Origin of the sequence: Granulicatella sp. 20925_1_28, assembly GCF_041433575.1 — a bacterium.
Lineage (GTDB): Bacteria > Bacillota > Bacilli > Lactobacillales > Aerococcaceae > Granulicatella.
The window spans coordinates 106,687-126,246 of sequence record NZ_JAPWBS010000004.1; the positions used below are offsets into that span (position 1 = coordinate 106,687).

20 protein-coding genes, 17 tRNA genes and 1 other RNA gene are annotated in these 19,560 nt (G+C 37.5%); 9 read left to right on the forward strand and 29 right to left on the reverse strand.

Annotated elements, in window-relative coordinates; translation table 11 throughout:
* Positions 1–2: 2 nt before the first annotated feature.
* The 10 genes from atpH to O3793_RS03760 form a co-directional block, all read right to left on the reverse strand.
* The gene (gene atpH, locus O3793_RS03715) at positions 3–545 is read right to left on the reverse strand and encodes an ATP synthase F1 subunit delta (protein ID WP_371445754.1); all 543 of its coding nucleotides are present in this window, start codon (positions 543–545) and stop codon (positions 3–5) included.
* On the reverse strand, positions 538–1,050 hold the full coding sequence (atpF, locus tag O3793_RS03720; protein WP_285252120.1) for a F0F1 ATP synthase subunit B: 513 nt from the start codon (positions 1,048–1,050) through the stop codon (positions 538–540). Before atpF ends, atpH begins: the two co-directional genes overlap by 8 nt.
* 40 nt (positions 1,051–1,090) lie before the next feature.
* Positions 1,091–1,306: a F0F1 ATP synthase subunit C gene (gene atpE, locus O3793_RS03725; RefSeq protein ID WP_048711085.1), complete on the reverse strand. Its 216-nt coding sequence runs from the start codon at positions 1,304–1,306 to the stop codon at positions 1,091–1,093.
* A gap of 23 nt (positions 1,307–1,329) precedes the next feature.
* The gene (gene atpB, locus O3793_RS03730) at positions 1,330–2,043 is read right to left on the reverse strand and encodes a F0F1 ATP synthase subunit A (protein WP_048784308.1); all 714 of its coding nucleotides are present in this window, start codon (positions 2,041–2,043) and stop codon (positions 1,330–1,332) included.
* Between the two features lie 138 nt (positions 2,044–2,181).
* The gene (upp, locus tag O3793_RS03735) at positions 2,182–2,817 is read right to left on the reverse strand and encodes a uracil phosphoribosyltransferase (RefSeq protein WP_048784310.1); all 636 of its coding nucleotides are present in this window, start codon (positions 2,815–2,817) and stop codon (positions 2,182–2,184) included.
* 130 nt (positions 2,818–2,947) lie between these two features.
* Positions 2,948–4,180: a serine hydroxymethyltransferase gene (gene glyA / locus O3793_RS03740; protein WP_371445758.1), complete on the reverse strand. Its 1,233-nt coding sequence runs from the start codon at positions 4,178–4,180 to the stop codon at positions 2,948–2,950.
* A gap of 75 nt (positions 4,181–4,255) precedes the next feature.
* Positions 4,256–5,266 (reverse strand): L-threonylcarbamoyladenylate synthase, encoded by a 1,011-nt coding sequence (locus tag O3793_RS03745; RefSeq protein ID WP_371445760.1) that lies wholly within the window; start codon positions 5,264–5,266, stop codon positions 4,256–4,258.
* On the reverse strand, positions 5,266–6,141 hold the full coding sequence (gene prmC, locus O3793_RS03750; protein WP_371445761.1) for a peptide chain release factor N(5)-glutamine methyltransferase: 876 nt from the start codon (positions 6,139–6,141) through the stop codon (positions 5,266–5,268). The genes O3793_RS03745 and prmC overlap by 1 nt, the downstream gene beginning before the upstream one ends.
* The gene (prfA, locus tag O3793_RS03755; protein WP_285252720.1) at positions 6,128–7,207 is read right to left on the reverse strand and encodes a peptide chain release factor 1; all 1,080 of its coding nucleotides are present in this window, start codon (positions 7,205–7,207) and stop codon (positions 6,128–6,130) included. The genes prmC and prfA overlap by 14 nt, the downstream gene beginning before the upstream one ends.
* A gap of 21 nt (positions 7,208–7,228) precedes the next feature.
* On the reverse strand, positions 7,229–7,807 hold the full coding sequence (locus tag O3793_RS03760; protein WP_048711092.1) for a thymidine kinase: 579 nt from the start codon (positions 7,805–7,807) through the stop codon (positions 7,229–7,231).
* A gap of 194 nt (positions 7,808–8,001) precedes the next feature.
* Here O3793_RS03760 and O3793_RS03765 point away from each other — a divergent pair, with 194 nt between their 5' ends.
* Positions 8,002–9,345: a MurT ligase domain-containing protein gene (locus tag O3793_RS03765; RefSeq protein WP_371445764.1), complete on the forward strand. Its 1,344-nt coding sequence runs from the start codon at positions 8,002–8,004 to the stop codon at positions 9,343–9,345.
* Complete coding sequence (locus tag O3793_RS03770; RefSeq protein WP_371445766.1) at positions 9,342–10,001, forward strand: type 1 glutamine amidotransferase; 660 nt, start codon at positions 9,342–9,344, stop codon at positions 9,999–10,001. Before O3793_RS03765 ends, O3793_RS03770 begins: the two co-directional genes overlap by 4 nt.
* Positions 10,002–10,188: 187 nt before the next feature.
* Here the strand turns inward: O3793_RS03770 and O3793_RS03775 are convergent, their stop codons facing one another.
* A complete protein-coding gene (locus tag O3793_RS03775; protein WP_371445768.1) occupies positions 10,189–10,908 on the reverse strand; it encodes an A24 family peptidase in 720 nt (239 codons plus the stop codon).
* Positions 10,909–10,957: 49 nt separating this feature from the next.
* The gene (locus O3793_RS03780; protein ID WP_371445769.1) at positions 10,958–12,148 is read right to left on the reverse strand and encodes an AI-2E family transporter; all 1,191 of its coding nucleotides are present in this window, start codon (positions 12,146–12,148) and stop codon (positions 10,958–10,960) included.
* 122 nt (positions 12,149–12,270) lie between these two features.
* Here O3793_RS03780 and O3793_RS03785 point away from each other — a divergent pair, with 122 nt between their 5' ends.
* The 7 genes from O3793_RS03785 to O3793_RS03815 all read left to right on the forward strand — a co-directional run bounded on the left by O3793_RS03785 (position 12,271) and on the right by O3793_RS03815 (position 17,921).
* Positions 12,271–13,296, forward strand: coding sequence for a lactonase family protein (locus O3793_RS03785; RefSeq protein WP_371445770.1), 1,026 nt, complete (start codon positions 12,271–12,273; stop codon positions 13,294–13,296).
* 111 nt (positions 13,297–13,407) lie between these two features.
* Entirely contained in the window at positions 13,408–14,232 is an 825-nt protein-coding gene (locus O3793_RS03790) for an undecaprenyl-diphosphate phosphatase (RefSeq protein WP_371445772.1), read from the forward strand.
* Between the two features lie 84 nt (positions 14,233–14,316).
* Complete coding sequence (gene crcB / locus O3793_RS03795) at positions 14,317–14,679, forward strand: fluoride efflux transporter CrcB (RefSeq protein ID WP_371445774.1); 363 nt, start codon at positions 14,317–14,319, stop codon at positions 14,677–14,679.
* Positions 14,680–14,740: 61 nt separating this feature from the next.
* A complete protein-coding gene (locus O3793_RS03800) occupies positions 14,741–15,463 on the forward strand; it encodes a histidine phosphatase family protein (protein WP_371445776.1) in 723 nt (240 codons plus the stop codon).
* 72 nt (positions 15,464–15,535) lie between these two features.
* Positions 15,536–15,902, forward strand: a transfer-messenger RNA (tmRNA) gene (ssrA, locus tag O3793_RS03805).
* A gap of 435 nt (positions 15,903–16,337) precedes the next feature.
* Positions 16,338–16,697, forward strand: coding sequence for a helix-turn-helix domain-containing protein (locus O3793_RS03810; protein ID WP_371445779.1), 360 nt, complete (start codon positions 16,338–16,340; stop codon positions 16,695–16,697).
* 147 nt (positions 16,698–16,844) lie between these two features.
* Complete coding sequence (locus O3793_RS03815) at positions 16,845–17,921, forward strand: type I restriction endonuclease (RefSeq protein WP_371445780.1); 1,077 nt, start codon at positions 16,845–16,847, stop codon at positions 17,919–17,921.
* 139 nt (positions 17,922–18,060) lie between these two features.
* Here the strand turns inward: O3793_RS03815 and O3793_RS03820 are convergent.
* From O3793_RS03820 to O3793_RS03900, 17 genes are all read right to left on the reverse strand, one after another.
* Positions 18,061–18,132 (reverse strand) — tRNA-Glu (locus O3793_RS03820).
* 13 nt (positions 18,133–18,145) lie between these two features.
* A tRNA-Gly gene (locus O3793_RS03825) sits at positions 18,146–18,216 on the reverse strand.
* A gap of 13 nt (positions 18,217–18,229) precedes the next feature.
* A tRNA-Asp gene (locus tag O3793_RS03830) sits at positions 18,230–18,302 on the reverse strand.
* 9 nt (positions 18,303–18,311) lie between these two features.
* Positions 18,312–18,384, reverse strand: a tRNA-Val gene (locus tag O3793_RS03835).
* A 5-nt stretch (positions 18,385–18,389) separates the two neighbouring features.
* Positions 18,390–18,461: transfer RNA gene (locus O3793_RS03840), tRNA-Glu, on the reverse strand.
* Positions 18,462–18,481: 20 nt separating this feature from the next.
* Positions 18,482–18,569: transfer RNA gene (locus O3793_RS03845), tRNA-Ser, on the reverse strand.
* Positions 18,570–18,613: 44 nt separating this feature from the next.
* Positions 18,614–18,687, reverse strand: a tRNA-Ile gene (locus O3793_RS03850).
* A 9-nt stretch (positions 18,688–18,696) separates the two neighbouring features.
* Positions 18,697–18,767: transfer RNA gene (locus O3793_RS03855), tRNA-Gly, on the reverse strand.
* Positions 18,768–18,778: 11 nt separating this feature from the next.
* Positions 18,779–18,851 (reverse strand) — tRNA-Phe (locus tag O3793_RS03860).
* A 16-nt stretch (positions 18,852–18,867) separates the two neighbouring features.
* Positions 18,868–18,940 (reverse strand) — tRNA-Asp (locus tag O3793_RS03865).
* 3 nt (positions 18,941–18,943) lie between these two features.
* Positions 18,944–19,016: transfer RNA gene (locus O3793_RS03870), tRNA-Met, on the reverse strand.
* 9 nt (positions 19,017–19,025) lie between these two features.
* Positions 19,026–19,115, reverse strand: a tRNA-Ser gene (locus O3793_RS03875).
* Positions 19,116–19,128: 13 nt separating this feature from the next.
* Positions 19,129–19,202: transfer RNA gene (locus tag O3793_RS03880), tRNA-Ile, on the reverse strand.
* Between the two features lie 16 nt (positions 19,203–19,218).
* Positions 19,219–19,292 (reverse strand) — tRNA-Met (locus O3793_RS03885).
* 19 nt (positions 19,293–19,311) lie between these two features.
* A tRNA-Ala gene (locus tag O3793_RS03890) sits at positions 19,312–19,384 on the reverse strand.
* A gap of 9 nt (positions 19,385–19,393) precedes the next feature.
* Positions 19,394–19,467, reverse strand: a tRNA-Pro gene (locus O3793_RS03895).
* A gap of 4 nt (positions 19,468–19,471) precedes the next feature.
* Positions 19,472–19,545: transfer RNA gene (locus O3793_RS03900), tRNA-Arg, on the reverse strand.
* Positions 19,546–19,560 lie beyond the last annotated feature (15 nt).

Consider the following 19,560-nt stretch of genomic DNA (forward strand, 5'->3'; position numbering starts at 1 on the left):
TCTCACCTCTTTAATCCTGTTTGGCTAATTTTCTCTTTGAATTGTTTTAGTTTGTTTGCAATCGTTCCATCTAATAAATACTCTTTTGTCTTAATTTGAACGCCACCAATCACTGAAGGATCAACGGTATTCACCCAAGAATCAAATTCTTTATGTGTTTTATTTTGGAATGCAGTTGCAATACGATCCATCTGCTCATTCGTTAAAGGAATCGCAGAAACAATCTCTAATTTGTTAGCATTGTAAATATCTAAGAACGCTTCTAGTGCTTCTACAATATTCATCGAACCATCTTCAGACGGGAATGTTGCTAAGTACTCTTGTGTTTCTTTTGATAAATGTCCAAATGCTGATTCTAATACAGATAACTTTTTGTCATAAGAGACATGCTCTAAATGCATCATCTGTCTAAACGTCGAAGTGTTTTGAATTCCTGCTAAAATTGCTTGGAGTTCATTCGTCACCTGCTCTAAGTGACCTTCGAATTTTGCCTTCGCATAAAAATGGCTGGCTTCTTTAACGATATCTTTATGATATTTAACCATTATTTTCCAACCCCTTAATGAAGGCTTCGATTACTTCTTGATGTTTCTCTTTTGTCACTTCTTTTTCAAGAATTTGACTAGCAAGTTGAACCGATAGGTCTACAATATCATCTTGCACTTGCGCAATGGCACGTTGTTTCATTGAATCGACTTCACGTTGTCCATCTGCTTTCATGCGAGAGACCACATCTTTACCTTCTTTAATCATTTCATCTTGCGTTTTTGAAGCTGCTTCACGAGCGTTATCTAAGATTTCGCTACCTTTCACTTCTGCGTTATGAATAATTTCGTTGGCATTAGCCTGAATTTCTTCCGCTGATTTTCTTTTCTCAGCAGCTTCGTCTAAATCTTTAGCAATTTTATCTCGACGTGCTTCTAACATGGCATTTACTTTATCCCAAGCAAAGAATTTCACCAAGAATAGTAACAACGTCATTGAAATTAATACGACTAAAGTATCGCCTAAAACTGTACTGACATTACCTGATAACATTACTTCAAACATCTCTCACCCCTCCTTTGCGACAATAATTCCATTTGTTGGATTATTTAACGAATACAAGGATAAGAGCGATTAATACGGCGAAGATTGGCATCGCTTCGATTAAGGCAACCCCGATGAACATTGTTGAACGTAATTCATTGCTCATTTCTGGTTGGCGTGTCATTGATTCAATTGTTTTTACGATAACTGCTTGGTTACCAAAGGCTGCTGCTAAAGCTGCTCCTGCTACTGCGATTGCTGCTGCTAATTCTGTCATTATAAATTCCTCATTTCTTAAAATTAATGTTTCATTACTTTATGTGAGATGTAAACCATTGTCAACGTACAGAATACGTACGCTTGAATAGCTCCAATTACCACTGAAAATCCTTGCCATACTACTCCTAGTGGAATTGCAAGAATATAGGTTATTAGTCCTGCTGCGGATGAGAACATCACAATCAATCCTAATAACACTTCGCCGGCATAAATATTTCCGTAGAGACGGAATGCCAACGTAATTGTGTTCGTAAACTCTTCAATCAATTTGATTGGGAGCATTATCGACATCGGACTTAAGTAAGAATGTTGAATATATCCTTTGAGTCCCATTTTCTGTACACCAGAATAATGTGCGATTAATGTTGTCATAAGCGCTAAGGCTAAACATACTATCGGGCTAGCTGTTGGACTGGCAAAATAGCTGTGATCTTCATAGTGAATAAAGATAATTAGCCCAACCATATTAGCGACTAGTACAAAAGAAAACAGTGAGAAAATGTATAAATAATACGTTTGTGCTGTTTTCTCATCAACTGCACTGTTTACAATACCCTTCGTGAAGTCCATAAGAGCTTCTAAAGCATTTTGCAACTTACCAGGCTTCATCGAAACCTTCCTTGAAGCAAAAATTGTAAACAATGCGATTAGTAAAACACTAACCCCACATGAAATCAAAATCGGAACTGAAAACGACAATCCAAAAATCTCAACCACTTTTGGTGTTGCTTCCATGTTTCTTATTTCCCCTCCTTTACACCAAATAAAAAAACTGACAATAATCCTATACTTTGAGTTTTACGCTCAGTACGGTGATTATTGTCAGATTTGGTGGCAATAGTCTATCGCAAAAGCGTTGACTATGTAAATTTATTATTTGGTTCCGAATAAACGATCTCCAGCATCTCCTAATCCTGGAAGAATGTATCCATGTTCATTTAATCTTTCATCTAACGCTGCTGCGTAGATGTCGATATCTGGGTGAGCTTTACGTAGAACTTCTACACCTTCTGGAGCAGCTACAAGACAGCAAAATTTAATTGAGCTAGGTTGTGCACCACGCTTCAACAGTGCGTCAATAGCAGCTACTGCAGATCCCCCAGTTGCTAACATAGGATCAACGACAAACAATTGTCTTTCAGAAATATCTGAAGGTAACTTCACGAAATACTCAACAGGTTGCAATGTGTCATGATCACGATACATACCAACATGCCCAATTTTGGCTGCTGGGATTAATTCGAGAATTCCATCAACCATTCCAAGTCCTGCTCGCAGAATCGGAATGATAGCAACTTTTTTACCAGCTAAGGTTTTCAATGTTGTTTTAACAAGTGGAGTTTCGATTTCTACATCTTCAAGAGGCAGATCTCTAGAAACCTCATAAGCCATTAGCATTGAAATTTCGTTTACAACTTCGCGGAAAACTTTTGTTCCACAATCCTTTTGACGAATCATTGTCAATTTATGTTGAATTAACGGATGATCAAGTACGTGAAATTTACCCATTTGTCATTCTCCTTCCAATACATTAGTGTCACTTCTATTATTTTACCTAAAAATCAGTTAAATATCTAGTCTCAGTTTGAAAACTTATTATTATTTTCATAATCTGAAACCAACCTTTACATTTACTTCGTTACGCGTATAATTTGAAAGTTTCCGTCAACTGTTTCACTTCTTGACGAACCGTGTTTAATACTTCTTCATTTTCAGGATGTGTTAATGTTGTAAGGATTAACTCAGCTACTTTTTTCGCCGCAGCTTCATCGAAACCACGTGTTGTAATAGCTGCCGTTCCGACACGAATTCCACTTGTTTTAACAGGTGGTAATGTATCAAATGGAATGGCATTTTTATTCACTGTAATTCCAACAGTGTCGAGTAATTCTTGCGCTTCTTTACCGTTTAATCCAGTATCTTTAATATCTAGGAGTAATAGATGGTTATCTGTACCACCTGAAATCGCACGAATCACTGTTCCTTCGAACACTTGTGCCATAGCTTTAGCATTTTTCACGACTTGCTCGATATACTCACCAAATGCTGGTTGAAGAGCTTCATGGAATGCAACTGCTTTACCTGCAATCACGTGCTCTAGGGGTCCACCTTGGATTCCAGGGAAGATCGCACTGTTTAATTTTTTACCAAATTCTTCTTTTGCTAAAATTAAACCGCCACGTGGTCCACGTAATGTTTTATGTGTTGTTGATGTCACAACATCAGCATATGGAACTGGATTTTGATGAGCTCCTTTAGCAACTAACCCAGCGATATGGGCCATATCCACCATAAAGTAAGCTCCAACTTCTTTAGCAATTTCACTAATGCGTTTGAAGTCAATCTCACGTGGGTACGCTGAAGCTCCAGCCACGATTAATTGTGGCTTTTCTTCCTTAGCGATACGTTCTAATTCATCGTAGTCAATAGTTTCAGTTTCTGGATTTACTCCATAAGAAACGAAGTGATAATCTTGTCCAGAGAAATTTACTCCCATTCCGTGAGTCAAGTGCCCACCATGGTTTAAGTCCATCCCTAAAATTTTATCGCCTTTCTTCACTAGTGCACGATACGCAGCCATATTTGCTTGAGAACCTGAGTGTGGTTGAACATTGGCATATTCTGCACCAAACAATTCTTTTACACGATCAATCGCTAATTGCTCGATGACATCCACATATTCACATCCGCCATAGTAGCGACGTCCTGGATACCCTTCTGCATATTTATTCGTTAGAATACTTCCTTGTGCACGTAAAACTCCTTCAGATACGAAGTTTTCTGATGCAATTAATTCAATCCCTTGTTGTTGACGATGTAATTCTTTTTCAATCGTCTCAAAGATGATCTTATCTTCTGTAAATTGACTCATTCAACTACCCCTTTCTTTTCTTACCTTTTCTATTTTATCACATTATAGGCTTTTGTAGAAAACCTATGAGTTCTTCTATAGAACGGTTGATGCCGCTTTTTTCAAACGATTCATATACGCGATTCCTACTCCTGTTTCAGGAGCAGATTCGGCTAAAATAACATCTAATTTTAAGTGATCCAATGACCTCAAAGCATCGAACAACGCACGGTTCATATCATCCACACTCGCCCCCATCTTGTAAGTACCTTCAACTTTATTTTCAAAGGCATCTACAATAGCGCTTTGAGCCATCACACCCACTGTTTTTCCTTGTACTTTGTATTGATCGATAGCTTCTTCAAAAGCTTCCACTGTACCTTCTACCACAAATACTGGAGTTTTTGGTGCGTAATGACGATATTTCATGCCAGGAGATTTTGGCACTTCCTTCTCCCCTGTTTTTGTCGTGATAGAAGATTGAATAGGTCCGATTACCGATTCAATTTGATTCTTCGTAATCACACCTGGTCTTAAAATCACTGGCCCTTCTTCATTTGTTAAGTCAATCACCGTCGACTCTACACCGACAGTAGATGAACCACCGTCAACGATTCCACGAATACGGCCATTCATATCTTCGAATACATGCTCTACTTTTGTTGGGCTTGGCTTCGTTGAAAGGTTCGCACTTGGCCCTACAAGAGGAATACCTACCTTCGTGATTAACTCTAATGTGACAGGATGATTTGGCATTCTAAATGACACCGTTGGAAGTCCGGCAGATAAGGCCGGAGCATAAATTCCTGGTTTTGCCTTCAGAATCATCGTAAGTGGTCCAGGCCAAAATGCCTTCGCTAAAGTTAGTGCAATGTCAGGAACATCTTCTACAGTAGAAGTCATCTGCTGGATATCACTAATATGAACAATCAGTGGATTATCACTTGGACGTCCTTTGGCTTCAAACACCTTTAAAACAGCTTCTTGACTTGTTGCGATTGCTCCTAATCCATATACCGTTTCCGTTGGAAAAGAAACAATTTCACCTTGTTGCAAGGCTTTAGCTGCAATATCTAAGTTCTCTTTTGTAAAAATTTGTGTTTCCATTACCGCACCTCCTTTCCACTCACAATAATCATTCGGTCCATACCTGCAATGTCTTTATGGATCGTTACTTTTCGATTCGGACAAGCTTCACTAAAAATTCGTTGCACGCTTGGTCCTTGCTTAAATCCAATTTCAAAAAAGGCTTGGCCACTATCTGTTAGATACTCTTCTAAGCGGTGGGCAATCTTTTCGTAAATCGCAAGGCCCTCACGTTCTGCAAATAACGCTTGTTTTGGTTCATAGCGTCTCACCGATTCATCCATTAATACTTCTTCAGAAAAAGCAATATACGGTGGATTACTAATAATACATTCAAATTTCTCATGTGGAACATTGCTGTACACATCGCTGTAAATTAATTCGGTTTGAAGACTAAACTTATCCCGATTCTTCTTAGCAACAACGAGCGCTTCCTCTGAAATATCACACCCTATATAATGATGAAGGCCTACTAGTCTTTCCAGGCTCAAAATTATACATCCTGTTCCAACTCCAATTTCTAGAACTCTCCCAACAGGGCACTGTTCTAAAAAGGACTGTGCTTTTAAAACAAGTTCTTCTGTTTCTGGACGAGGAATTAAAGTATCCTTTGTGACCATAAATTCTTCCCCTAGAAATTCAGCCACTCCTGTAATTTGCTGCAATGGTTCAAACTCACTAAGACGTAGTAACTCGCCTTCTAAGTCTTCAAAAGTCACAGTAGCCTCTTGGCGTAAATTTAATAAAAATTGAGATAAAGTCCATTGATTCTTATATAACATCAATTCTCTGACAAGATGCTGGCATTCCTCATGCCCTAATTTCGGTTGTTTTTCTTCTAAAAAACAAGAAGCCCTAATGAGGACTTCTTGGTTCGTTGGATTAGTTGCTTCCATTATTTAATTGCTCCAATTTTTCTGTGTGATCATAAAGAATTAAAGCATCGACAATTTCATCAATTTTTCCAGCTAACACTTGGTCTAGCTTTTGAAGAGTTAAACCAATACGGTGGTCTGTAACACGGTTTTGTGGGAAGTTGTACGTACGAATACGTTCAGAACGGTCCCCTGTACCTACTGCAGACTTACGGTTTGCATCATATTCAGATTGCGCTTCTTGAGAAATCTTGTCATACACACGCGCACGTAATACTTTCATCGCTTTCTCCCGGTTTTTCAATTGTGAACGTTCATCTTGCATAGCAACAACAATTCCTGTTGGCAAGTGAGTTAAACGTACGGCAGATGCAGTCTTGTTAACGTGCTGTCCACCAGCACCTGATGCATGGTAAATATCCACACGAATATCTTTATCTTCTAATTCAATTTCTACTTCTTCTGCTTCAGGCATAACAACGACTGTAGCTGTTGAAGTATGCACACGTCCTTGAGATTCAGTTGATGGAACACGTTGTACACGGTGAGCACCAGATTCATATTTTAATTTAGAGAATACATTATCCCCTGTAATCATTAAAATAACTTCTTTATATCCACCGATACCTGTTACATTGGCATCCATCACTTCTACACGCCATCCTTGTGCTTCAGCGTATTTTTGATACATGTTCAAAAGATCTCCCGCAAAGAGTGCAGCTTCATCTCCACCAGCTGCACCACGGATTTCCATGATGATGTTTTTGCCATCGTTTGGATCTTCTGGTAACAGTAAGAATTTGATTTTATCTTCTAATTCTACCTTTTCTTTTTTGAGGGCACTTAATTCTTCTTTAGCCATTTCTGCCATTTCAGCATCTAAGCTTTCCCCAAGCATTTCCTCTGTGTCGCTAATTTCTTCAACCACTTGTTGATAACGTTTGAACGTTTCTACTTTTGGTCGTAAGTTTGCTTCTTCTTTTGTTAATTCCATGAAACGTTTTGTATCGCCGATAACTTCCGGGTCACTTAATAACTCTGAAAGTTCATCATAACGAATAATAAAACTATCTAATTGATCGAACATACTTTTCTCCTTTATCTTCTCTTATAAGCGTTCTTCACCAGGATGATTATAATGATAACGACAAACTGGATAATAGGCATCATTGCCTCCAATTTGAATTTGTTCTCCCGTATACACTGGAACACCATCCACTACGCGCATATTCATACTTGCTTTTTTATGACAATACCAACAAATCGTTTTAATTTCTTCAATTTTATCAGCATAAAGTAATAAGTATTTAGAGCCTTCGAATAACTCGTTTTGGAAATCATTCTTTAAGCCAAATGCCATTACTGGAATATTTAATTCGTCAACAATTCGAGCGAGTTCGAGAATGTGTTGTTTTGATAAGAATTGAGATTCATCAATCAAAATACAATAAGGTTTCACCGCTTGACCTTCGACAATTTCGTAAATAGGTGTATCGTCAAAAATCGGAATGGCTTCACGTCTTACTCCGATACGACTGGATACATATCCTACTTGGTCACGGTCGTCAATTGCACTCGTAAATAATAAAACCGGTTTATCTTGTTCTTCATAATTATGTGCAACCTTTAAAATTTCGATTGATTTTCCACTATTCATTGCACCATATTTAAAAAACAATTGTGCCACATTTATCCCTCCAATTGCTAAACTATACCTTTAATATCTTACGATAAATGGGTACCTTTGTGCAAAGAAAAACCGTTATTTCAGGCGATTTTTCACAAACAATTTTAATAAAATTTTAAAAACGTTTTTATAAACCACTTTTCATGAAAATATGCTACAATAGTGAAGTATATTAACGGAAAGGATCGTCTAAATTGAATCTTAGAACACAAGTTGCCTTAGGAGCTGGTAGATTTACTCGCTGGGCTCTGAAGACTTTTACAAAAGGCGGTAGTAGCCTGCCAGGGAAAGTAGCTCATGCTATCGATCCAAATATTTTAAAATCACTCGCTGAAAACTACGATGTCATTATCGTCAGCGGGACAAACGGGAAAACTTTAACAACTTCACTGATTGTTCAATTGTTAAAACAAAAATATCCAAATATTTTAACAAACCCTACTGGAGCTAATTTAACTCAAGGGATTGTTTCAACATTTTTAAACCACTCTCCAAAAACTGGGGAGAAGAATATCGCTGTTCTTGAAGTGGATGAAGCGACAATTCGCCACATCACTCCATATATCGAACCAAAACTATTTGTGTTCACGAATATTTTTCGCGACCAAATGGACCGTTTTGGAGAAATTTATACAACCTATCAATTAATGCTAGATGGTGCTGCTTTTGCACCAAGTGCAACTATTTTAGCAAATGGGGATGCTCCTATTTTTAATAGTGTGGACACTCCAAATCCTCGTGAGTATTTCGGATTTAACAATGCTGAAGATAGCGAAATGATGGCGCACTACAATACTGATGGTGTTCTTTGCCCTCATTGCCAATCAATCTTGCACTATAAGAGCATTACTTATAGCAACCTTGGAAAATACTATTGTCCAAAATGTGATTTCAAACGTCCTGAATTGAATTATGCAGTCACTGCACTAAATGAATTATCTCTAACAGGTTCTTCATTTGATATTGACGGTACTTCTTTTTCAATTCCAATTGCAGGACTCTATAATATTTATAACGCATTAGCAGCCTACTCTGCTGCAAAATTCTTTGGTTTATCTACTGAAGAAATCCAAGAAGGGTTCTCTAAAGCACAACGCGTCTTTGGTCGTCAAGAAACTTTTGATGTTGAAGATAAAGAAGTCATGTTGAACTTAATTAAAAACCCAGTCGGATTTAACCAAATCGTCCAATTATTATCTTACGAAAAAGAACCATTCAGTTTAGGAGTTCTCTTAAACGATAACCCTGCGGATGGTCAAGACGTGAGCTGGATTTGGGATGGAGATTTCGAAGGATTACATGCCTTGAATGCGATTGATACTGCCATTAGCGGTATCCGTGTTGAAGACCTTGGTGTTCGTATGGAAGTTGCAGGATTTGAAAATATGAAAGTCTTTAAAACAAATGCGGAATTAATCGATTGGATTCGCAAAGCTCCAACTAAGAAAGTCAATGTACTAGCAACTTATACTGCTCTACTCGACTTACGTAAAGACTTTGCCAAAGAAGGATACCTCAAGGAAGGGATGAACGGATGAAATTAAGAATCTGTCATTTATATGGAAACCTAATGAACACTTATGGTGACAATGGGAACTTACTCATGTTGCAACACCGTGCGAAAAAATTAGGCTACGAAGTGGAAACTACTTTAATTAGTTTAGAAGAAGATTTTAACGCTGAAGACTTTGATATTGTGATGTTTGGTGGCGGTCAAGACTTCGAACAAACCGTTGTTGCTAAAGACCTTCAAAATAAAAAAGAGGCTCTCATCCAATACATCGAAGATAATGGTGTTGTCGTTGCGATTTGTGGTGGATTCCAATTACTTGGTCGCTACTACGTGAATGCAAGCGGAGAACGCCTAAACGGTATTAGCGCTATTGATGTTTGTACCAATGGACAATTTCCAAGTCGCTTAATTGGGGATATTGAAATCTTTAATGAAGAGTTTGGTGAGACTTATTTAGGCTACGAAAACCATATCGGTAGAACATATCTTGGTAAAAATATGAAACCACTTGGTAAAGTTGTTAAAGGATTCGGAAATAACGAAGAAGATCATGTTGAAGGATGTCATTATAAAAATGTATTCTGCTCATACTTCCACGGCCCAATCTTAGTAAGAAACCAACACTTAGCTGATCGTATTATCGAAACAGCGGCTGAGCGTCAACGTTTAAAAAATGCATAGACAAAAAGACCCGTGTAACAAAAATGTTACACGGGTTATTTTTTATAATTATTCAGCATTAGGATAACTAGTATTCTGTCAAAATGTTTCCACGTTTTGCAAACATTTGTATACATTTTAGATACACTTTGATGTATTTATAGTTCTCTCATAGATTATCTCTTTTAGTTAAAATAGAACTAAAACATTAAATCCATTGAATAGAAAATAAATAAGTCAGTAGAGCACTAATGCTGATAAATGGAGCAAAAGGGATTTTTGCATGTAACTTATTTCCTTTTGTTAGAAGCATCCAACTAATCACTACTCCCCCGCCAATAATAAAAGAAAAGAGTCCGATAAAGAGAATTTGACTTAGTGAAAAGAAGGGACCTAATGTTGTTAAGTAGTATACATCTCCCATTCCGAAAACTTCCTCTTTCCAAATCCATTTTCCAACACCATAAACCGTACTGTACAATACAAGCCCAATCATCATAGATAAAATAGCTTCTTCGACAGCATTCATTCTGTTATAGAGTCCTACGATTGCTAAAATGAATAACAAGCGTAAATCTACTTCATATGAATCGAAATCCATCAACGCTATCAGCATACAGATTGTGCAAAAAAAGTAGCCAACAATTTCCAATGGGGATTTTAAATAAGCTACTAGACAAAATAAAATGGAAAATATTATTTCTACTATGAAGTAGCGGATAGAAATTGGCTGTTTACAATAGCGACACTTCCCACGTAAAAAGAGATAAGAAAGAATCGGTATTAAATCCAATGCATGTAGTGAATGATGACAATGAGGACAATAGGATCTACCATGAACAAAATCTTCTCCTTTAGTCCCCCTCACACTGACTACATTTACAAAACTTCCTATAACTGCTCCAATCACACCTATCATAAAAAGCATAAAAAAACCTCCCTTACTAAACATTACGTTTCGTAAGAGAGATTTGGTTTTAATTTTCTTCAATCATAACAACTTCGACGGTCTCTTCAACTTCCTCTTTTGGAGTGTAATACAAACCAGAATAGTCTTTATACCATGCAAAGAAGTGAGTTACAAATACTTTAATAACTGCATAAACAGGTACCGCAATCAACAATCCTGTTAGTCCAAACATTTTACCAGCAGCTAGTAAAATCACTAAAATCGTTACTGGATGCATCTTCAATGATGAACCAAGAATTAATGGTTGAAGCAGACGACTTTCAATCAACTGTTCAATCACAAATACTAATAACACTTGTAAAGCAATAGATGGGCTAGTAACAAAGGCAATGACAAGTGCAATACTTAGTCCAATAATAGAACCAATGTAAGGAATAATGGTTAATACTCCTGCAATCATCCCAATTGTTACGCCATACGGCAATGCAATGATTGAATACCCAATCGTATATGTCACACCAACGCAGATAGCTACTAGGATTTGTCCACGAATATATGAGCTGACTTGTTGGTTCATTTCATGTAACATCACGCTAATTTTATGACGTGAACGAGTCGGAAATACTCGTGTGATGGAAGGAATGACTTTATTTCCATCTTTCAATAAATAATAAAGAATAACTGGCATTGTCATCAGTGTAATCACGATATTCCCTACGATTCCAAACACACTTCCGATACCGCTAAATGTAAGGTTTAACACTCCATTTAAACGTTCTGTCATCGATTGAATGAAATCCATGTTAATCGTATTAAATTGTTCCTGCAAAGCTGTAAACCAACTAGATTGCATGAACTTTTCAACTTGATCACTGATAATTTGATAATAATAAGGCAACTGTGACACTAAATCTAGCAATTGCTTTTGGATAATCGGTACCAAACTTGTGACTACCGCGATAAATAGGAAAATAACTCCTAACATCACCGCTAAAATCGCAATGCCTTTTGGCACCTTTTTATTAACTAGAAAATCATAAACGGGTTTTACTAAGTAGTAAACTACCGCGCCGCAAGCAACGGGCACCCCAACAGCAGAGATGAATCCTTTAATTGGATTAAACAAATACGATGTCTGCGAGAATAAAATCAAGTTAACAAGGAGCAATAATAAAATAAGCAATCCTGTCACCAATTGATTATCTAAAAACCATTTCCAAAACCATGTTTTCTTTTGGTTTTCCGGTCTATGATCCATAAAGTTCCTCCTTTTCACATTTTCCTCTAGTGTATCACATTTTTGCTCTCTATGATTAACATTTGATTAGATTTTGCAAAAAATTGTATAATTATTTTATATTGTGATTCGGAGGGAATCGTATGAATGAAAAATTTTATTTAGGAACCTATACAAAACGCGTTAGTAAAGGAGTTTACTCTGTAACTCTTAACAAAGAAACTGACCAACTAGAATCTCTGACATTAGAAGCAGCTATCGACAATCCAACGTATCTTTCATACTCGAAGAGCGACCAATTATTATTCGCTGTTGGAAAAGGTGAAGAACATTGCGGAATTTCAGCAAGTAATGCACTGACTTCTCCAGTAGAACCATTAGCAAGCTACGATGATCAAAAAGCCGTTCCTTGCTACATTCGATATAACGAAAAAACAGGAGACGTGCTCACCGCTAATTATCACGGAGGATTCGTGGAATTATACCACTACGACAAAGAAGAAGGTGCTTTTACTTTTGTAGATAAAAAAGTCCACTCTGGATCTAGCGTCCATGCAAACCAAACTTCTCCACATGTTCACTATACTGATTACACACCAGACGAAAAATGGATTGTAGTTTGTGACCTCGGAATCGATACTGTATTCACGTATAGACGTACGGAAACTGGATTAGAAGAAGTTGCCGAATATAAGACGAAAGCAGGCAGCGGCCCTCGTCATCTGACCTTCCATCCTACGCTTCCTATCGCTTATCTAATTTGCGAACTCGATGCAACTGTAGAAGTCCTCTCTTATAATCAAGAGAATGGAACATTTACGAACTTAGACAAGATTGCTTTAACAACCGAAGACCAACAAGCTTGGGGAGGTGCCATCCACATCACTCGTGATGGACGATTCCTATATGCTTCAAACCGTGGATTCGACGCGTTATACACATTCTCAGTCGATGCCACAAATGGTTTACTCACTCTCGTACAAACAATCGATAGTTATGGTTCAGTTCCTCGTGATTTCCACTTAAGTAACGATGAAGCTTATATCGTTGTTGGACACCAAGAATCAGACAATTTAACGCTATTCAAACGTGACTTAGAAACTGGTGAACTCACACTTCTTCAAAAAGATTTTTATGCCCCAGAAGTAGTTTGTGTCGTACCTCAATAGAACTCATTTTACAGTCTCTTCTTTTTTGAAGAGACTTTCTTGTTTATTGTGGTAATCCTTGCCAGAAAGCAGTATAATCGTTGTTAGCAGACTTTATAAAGGAGTGGAAAAATGCTTAATCTTATCGAGATTATTAAAACTATTATTTTAGGAATTATCGAAGGCGTTACTGAATGGCTACCAATTAGTAGTACTGGTCACTTAATTTTAGTGAACGAAATCATTCAATTAGACGTATCTGCTAAATTCCAAGAAATGTTCAATGTTGTGATTCAATTAGGTGCCATCATGGCGGTTGTCCTAGTTTATTTCAACAAATTAAACCCATTTGCTAAAAGTAAAAACCGTAAAGAGTTTATCGAAACGATTAGTCTTTGGAAAAAGGTAATTATCGGATGTATCCCAGCTGTGATTCTAGGATTTGTTCTTGATGACTTTATGGATGACTACTTCAATAAACCAATCGTTATTGCATTAGCTCTAATCGTATATGGGATTGCGTTCATCTACATCGAACGTGCACATAAAAATGTGGAACCAAAAATTAATGACTTCAAAGAATTAGACTTCATGACAGCTATTAAAATTGGTCTTTTCCAATGTTTAGCACTTGTACCTGGTACTAGCCGTTCTGGTTCAACAATCCTTGGTGGTTTATTAGTTGGAACAAGCCGTTCAATCGCAACTGAATTCTCATTCTTCATGGGGATTCCAATCATGTTCGGTGCGAGCGGATTAAAATTATTGAAATTCGGATTCCACTACTCATTAGCTGAATTCGTGATTTTATTAGTTGGTTCTGTCGTTTCATTTGTTGTATCTCTATTCGTAATCAAGTTCTTATTGAAATACATCAAACACCACGACTTCCAAGCATTCGGTTGGTACCGTATCGCTCTTGGGATTATCGTTATCGGAAGCTTATTCTTCAAATAATCATAAAGCTGGATCTATTCCAGCTTTTTCTTTTTGCCCAATTTCGGGTATAATAAAACTATTCAACTAAGAAAGAAGGATACTATGTCACTACTCTATGTCGGAATTGGCGGTGCCATTGGAGCAATTTTACGATATTTATTATCGCAACTTTCCCTGCAGCACTCTCTTCCCATTAAAACATTATTCATTAACTTATTAGGATCGCTGGCCATCGGATTTTTAAGCGCTAAATTTCAACAATCACACTGGTTCGAAGGCGATCAACTACTACTCATTACAGGAGTATGTGGTGGCTTTACAACCTTCTCCACTTTCAGCTTAGAATCTCTTCAATTAATCCAAAATGGAGATACTCCACTCGCTCTTTTATATATGGCTATTAGTTTAGTAGGCGGACTTGCTTGTGTAGCATTCGGATATTTTATTGGCCAAGCTTCATTTTAAAATAGCATTTTTATAAGAAACGGTTTACAATAGAAATAAGAACAAGAACGGAGGTCATTTTATGACGAAAAAAGGTGTAACATTGTATTTCATGAGACATGGAGAAACCATCTTTAACCGCTACAATCGTATGCAAGGATGGTCTGATACTCCTCTAACAAAAGAAGGACGCCTAGATGCTATTCGTTCTGGTTTGGGAATGAAAGACGTTCATTTTGACGCGGTCTATACAAGTGACCTAAGAAGAACTGTCGAAACTGCTCAACTCTTCCTTAGAAATCATCCAAACCGTGAAAACCTCACGATTGAAATGATGCCTGAATTCCGCGAAGTATTCTTTGGAAGCTTAGAAGGAAAAGACGCTGGTGAACTTTGGAGCGAACTTTATAAGAAATTACATCGCAATTTTGATGACTTAGGTGGACGTAATATCCAAGAAGAATTAAACGGACTAAAGGAATTAGATCCAGATCATCTCGGAGAAAACTTTATGGAGTTTTGGTTACGTGTAGAACAAGGTTTACTAAAAGTAATCAATAAGCACCGTGACCAAAATCAAAACATTCTTATCGTGAGCCATGGAATTACAATTCGAAATATGCTTCACGAATTGATTCCTGACTTCCAACTATCAGAATTAATCGGAAATGCATCTATTAATATCGTTGAATATTCAGATGGTAAATTCCACTTAAAAGCACTCAACCAAACAAACCACTTTGTACTTCGTAAAGAAGCCAAAGAAGAACCATATGAGATGCTTCCTACAAAAATGCACGATTAATAAAGGTTTGCAAGTATAACTGAACTTTGTTACAATGAGAGTCTAGGCGTAAGTCTAGGCTTTTCTTTATACGGGGTCGTTACGGATTCGACAGGTATAGGTTGAGCTTTCAATGCATTCCGTAGGTTACGGCTACGTAAAAACGTTACAGTTAAATATAACTGACAAACAACAAACAAACACTTTAGCTTTCGCAGCTTAATAACTGCTAGCTAAGATCTGTCCGGCATCGCCCATGTGCTCGGGTCCAGGTCCTATAACCAGTGGGATACGATTCACTTTTCCGTCTGTCTAAGTGAATAAGAGATTATCAGACTAGCTTAAGATGATGCTTGTTTATCAGCTAATCAGTAGCGAACTCTAAATAGATAAACTATGAATGTAGATTTGATTGTGTCGATATACTTGGACAGGGGTTCGACTCCCCTCGGCTCCATTATTTCAATATTTTACATTAAAAGCTCGGAATAACAACTTATATTTTTTAAGTTCAAATAATAAAATCTACTTTTGAAGGTAGGTTTTTTATTTTTGCTTTAGTAATATTTTAACTATTCTATAAGCCCTTATTTTTCTTATTCACAACTATTTATTCTTGCTTCTATTATTTTGTCCCTACTATGCTTATTTCCAATTTTTATACGCAAACATATTGAAACACGTTTGCGTATGTGCTATTATGTAAGCGTATCCAAAAAATGACAATTGAATATCTTTAAAGTAGCTTCACGTTCAATTAAAAGATGTAATTTTCAATCATTTTCTTTTTTAGGCATCTACATATAAAGAGTGATTGCTTTTAGACAAGTTCTAAATAACTTTCTCTCTGTTTCTACGCAAAAGTAATTTTGTGTTTCTTTTAGGAGGATATAAAATGAATATTGTAGAAAAAATAAGAGCATTATGCTCTAAAAATAAAAATACCATTGCTGAATTAGAAAGAACTTTAGGTCTGGGGGCTGGAACAATTAGTCGTTGGGACAATAGAGTTCCAGGAGTCGATAAAGTTCAAAAAGTTGCAGAATATTTTGACGTTTCTATTGATTATTTACTTGATCGTACTGATATTCCTAAATGGGCTACTACTAAAGAATTGATTGTTTTTGACCAAGCTTTAAAACTTAATAGTGTCATTATTTCTTATGATGGTGTCGAATTATCTGAGGAAGACAAATTAAAATTAGATGGAATGATACTAGCAATGCTCTGGGAAAGAATAAAAAATAGGGAGTGATGATTTATCTTAGGTAAATCAGTAATTTAGTACTTAAAGTACATATATCTGGTTTTAAATAGCATACCCTCTCAGGCTGAATATGTATAAAGCAGTACCTGAGTACTTAAAAAGGAAATAAACAATTATATTTAAGGAGGAAAAACAATGGAACTAGAAGTGTTGTCCGAACAATTAAAGAATTTAGGAAAACGTGTACTTACATTAAAAGAGAATATTAATACAGAAGAGGCTACTAAAACGTCTCTCATTTTACCTTTTTTCCAAATCTTAGGATATGACATCTTTAATCCACTCGAATTTGTACCTGAATTTACTGCAGATGTGGGAATTAAAAAAGGAGAAAAAGTAGACTATGCTATTAAGCTTAGTGATGCTCCTGTAATTCTAATCGAAGCTAAATCTATCTCAGAAAAGCTTACAAAACATGATTCGCAATTATTTAGATATTTTGGTACTACTACTTCAAAATTTGGAATTTTAACAAATGGTCAAGAATATAAATTTTATACGGATCTTGATGAGCCTAACAAAATGGATACTACTCCATTTTTAACAATAGATATCACTAAAATTAAAGATATTCAAATAGCAGAGATAGCTAAATTCCACAAAGACAATTTTGATGTTGATAAAATAACATCCTCTGCTTCCGAATTAAAATACTTAAATAGTCTTAAAAACCATTTAGCTAAACAATTAACTGAGCCAAGTGAATCTTTCGTAAAATATATTGTGGGTGAAATATACGAAGGAACAAAAACTAAAAATACTCTTGAAAAGTTTGAATCCATAGTTAAGAAAGGATTCTCTCAATTTATTAGTGAGCGAGTAAACGAAAAATTAAGTGCTGCCTTAAACTCTAATGTAGATACTAAATTGTCTAGTGATACAGAAGAAGTAAAAGAGGAAATTCAAAATAAAGATTCTGAAATAATAACGACTTCTGAAGAATTGGAAGCTTACACAACGACAAAAATCGTATTAAAAGACGTAGTGGATCCATCTCGCATATTTTATAGAGATAATAGAAGCTATTTTAATATACTTCTAGATGATAACATTCGTAAATGGATTATGCGTATTTATACAGTTAACAATAAATTTAAATTGCAATTTAACGATACGGAACACACAACTGTAGAAATTTCAACTCCTCTAGACATCATTCAGTACTCAGATAATTTATCTGCAACCGTTAAAAAATTTTTAGAAAATAAATAGACTTTTCACAGTTTATTTATTTTGCTATTACAAAATAATCCGATAAACCACTCCCCATTAGCAAAATAAGGAGTGGTTTACTTTGTTTTATATAATATTTTCAGCAATAAAAAAAGCCTACGCAATGTAGACTTAAGGATGACCCGTACGGGACTCGAACCCGTGTTACCGCCGTGAAAGGGCGGTGTCTTAACCGCTTGACCAACGGGCCAGGATAATATTAAAGCGGGTGACGAGAATCGAACTCGCGACAACAGCTTGGAAGGCTGTAGTTTTACCACTAAACTACACCCGCATTTTATAAAGAGCGGTCCCGACGGGAATCGAACCCGCGATCTCCTGCGTGACAGGCAGGCATGTTAACCCCTACACCACGGAACCACTATGAGATGGAGGTTAACGGGATCGAACCGCTGACCCTCTGCTTGTAAGGCAGATGCTCTCCCAGCTGAGCTAAACCTCCAAATATGACCCGTACGGGACTCGAACCCGTGTTACCGCCGTGAAAGGGCGGTGTCTTAACCGCTTGACCAACGGGCCAGGATATGCAAATAATAAAACGGAGAAGGAGGGATTTGAACCCTCGCGCCGGTTTCCCGACCTACACCCTTAGCAGGGGCGCCTCTTCAGCCTCTTGAGTACTTCCCCATCATCCAAGTTTATTATTTTTCTGATAATAACAATGTTATTAATGGGCCTAAATGGACTCGAACCATCGACCTCACGCTTATCAGGCGTGCGCTCTAACCAGCTGAGCTATAGGCCCTAAATATAAAGCGGGTGACGAGAATCGAACTCGCGACAACAGCTTGGAAGGCTGTAGTTTTACCACTAAACTACACCCGCATTATTTAGAATGGCTCGGGACAGAATCGAACTGCCGACACCTTGAGCTTCAATCAAGTGCTCTACCAACTGAGCTACCGAGCCGAGTAATTTAGAGATACGGTCCCGACGGGAATCGAACCCGCGATCTCCTGCGTGACAGGCAGGCATGTTAACCCCTACACCACGGAACCTAATTGCGGAGGTAGGACTCGAACCTACGACCTTCGGGTTATGAGCCCGACGAGCTGCCAACTGCTCCACCCCGCGATAATGTTAAGGAGGATAAGGGATTCGAACCCTTGCACGCTTTTACACGCCTGACGGTTTTCAAGACCGTTCCCTTCAGCCGGACTTGGGTAATCCTCCAAGATATAACCTATGGACCTTGTAGGACTCGAACCTACGACCGGACGGTTATGAGCCGTCTGCTCTAACCACCTGAGCTAAAGGTCCAAGCTCTAAAAGAAAATAGCGGCGAAGGGGATCGAACCCCCGACCTCCCGGGTATGAACCGGACGCTCTAGCCAGCTGAGCTACACCGCCATAATATTATTAAGTTAAATGGAGACTAGCGGGATCGAACCGCTGACCTCCTGCGTGCAAAGCAGGCGCTCTCCCAGCTGAGCTAAGCCCCCATAAGGAAATCGGGAATACAGGATTCGAACCTACGACCCCTTGGTCCCAAACCAAGTGCTCTACCAAGCTGAGCTAATTCCCGAGTATGCACCCAACAGGAGTCGAACCTGTAACCGCTTGATTCGTAGTCAAGTACTCTATCCAATTGAGCTATGGGTGCAATTTATATTAAATT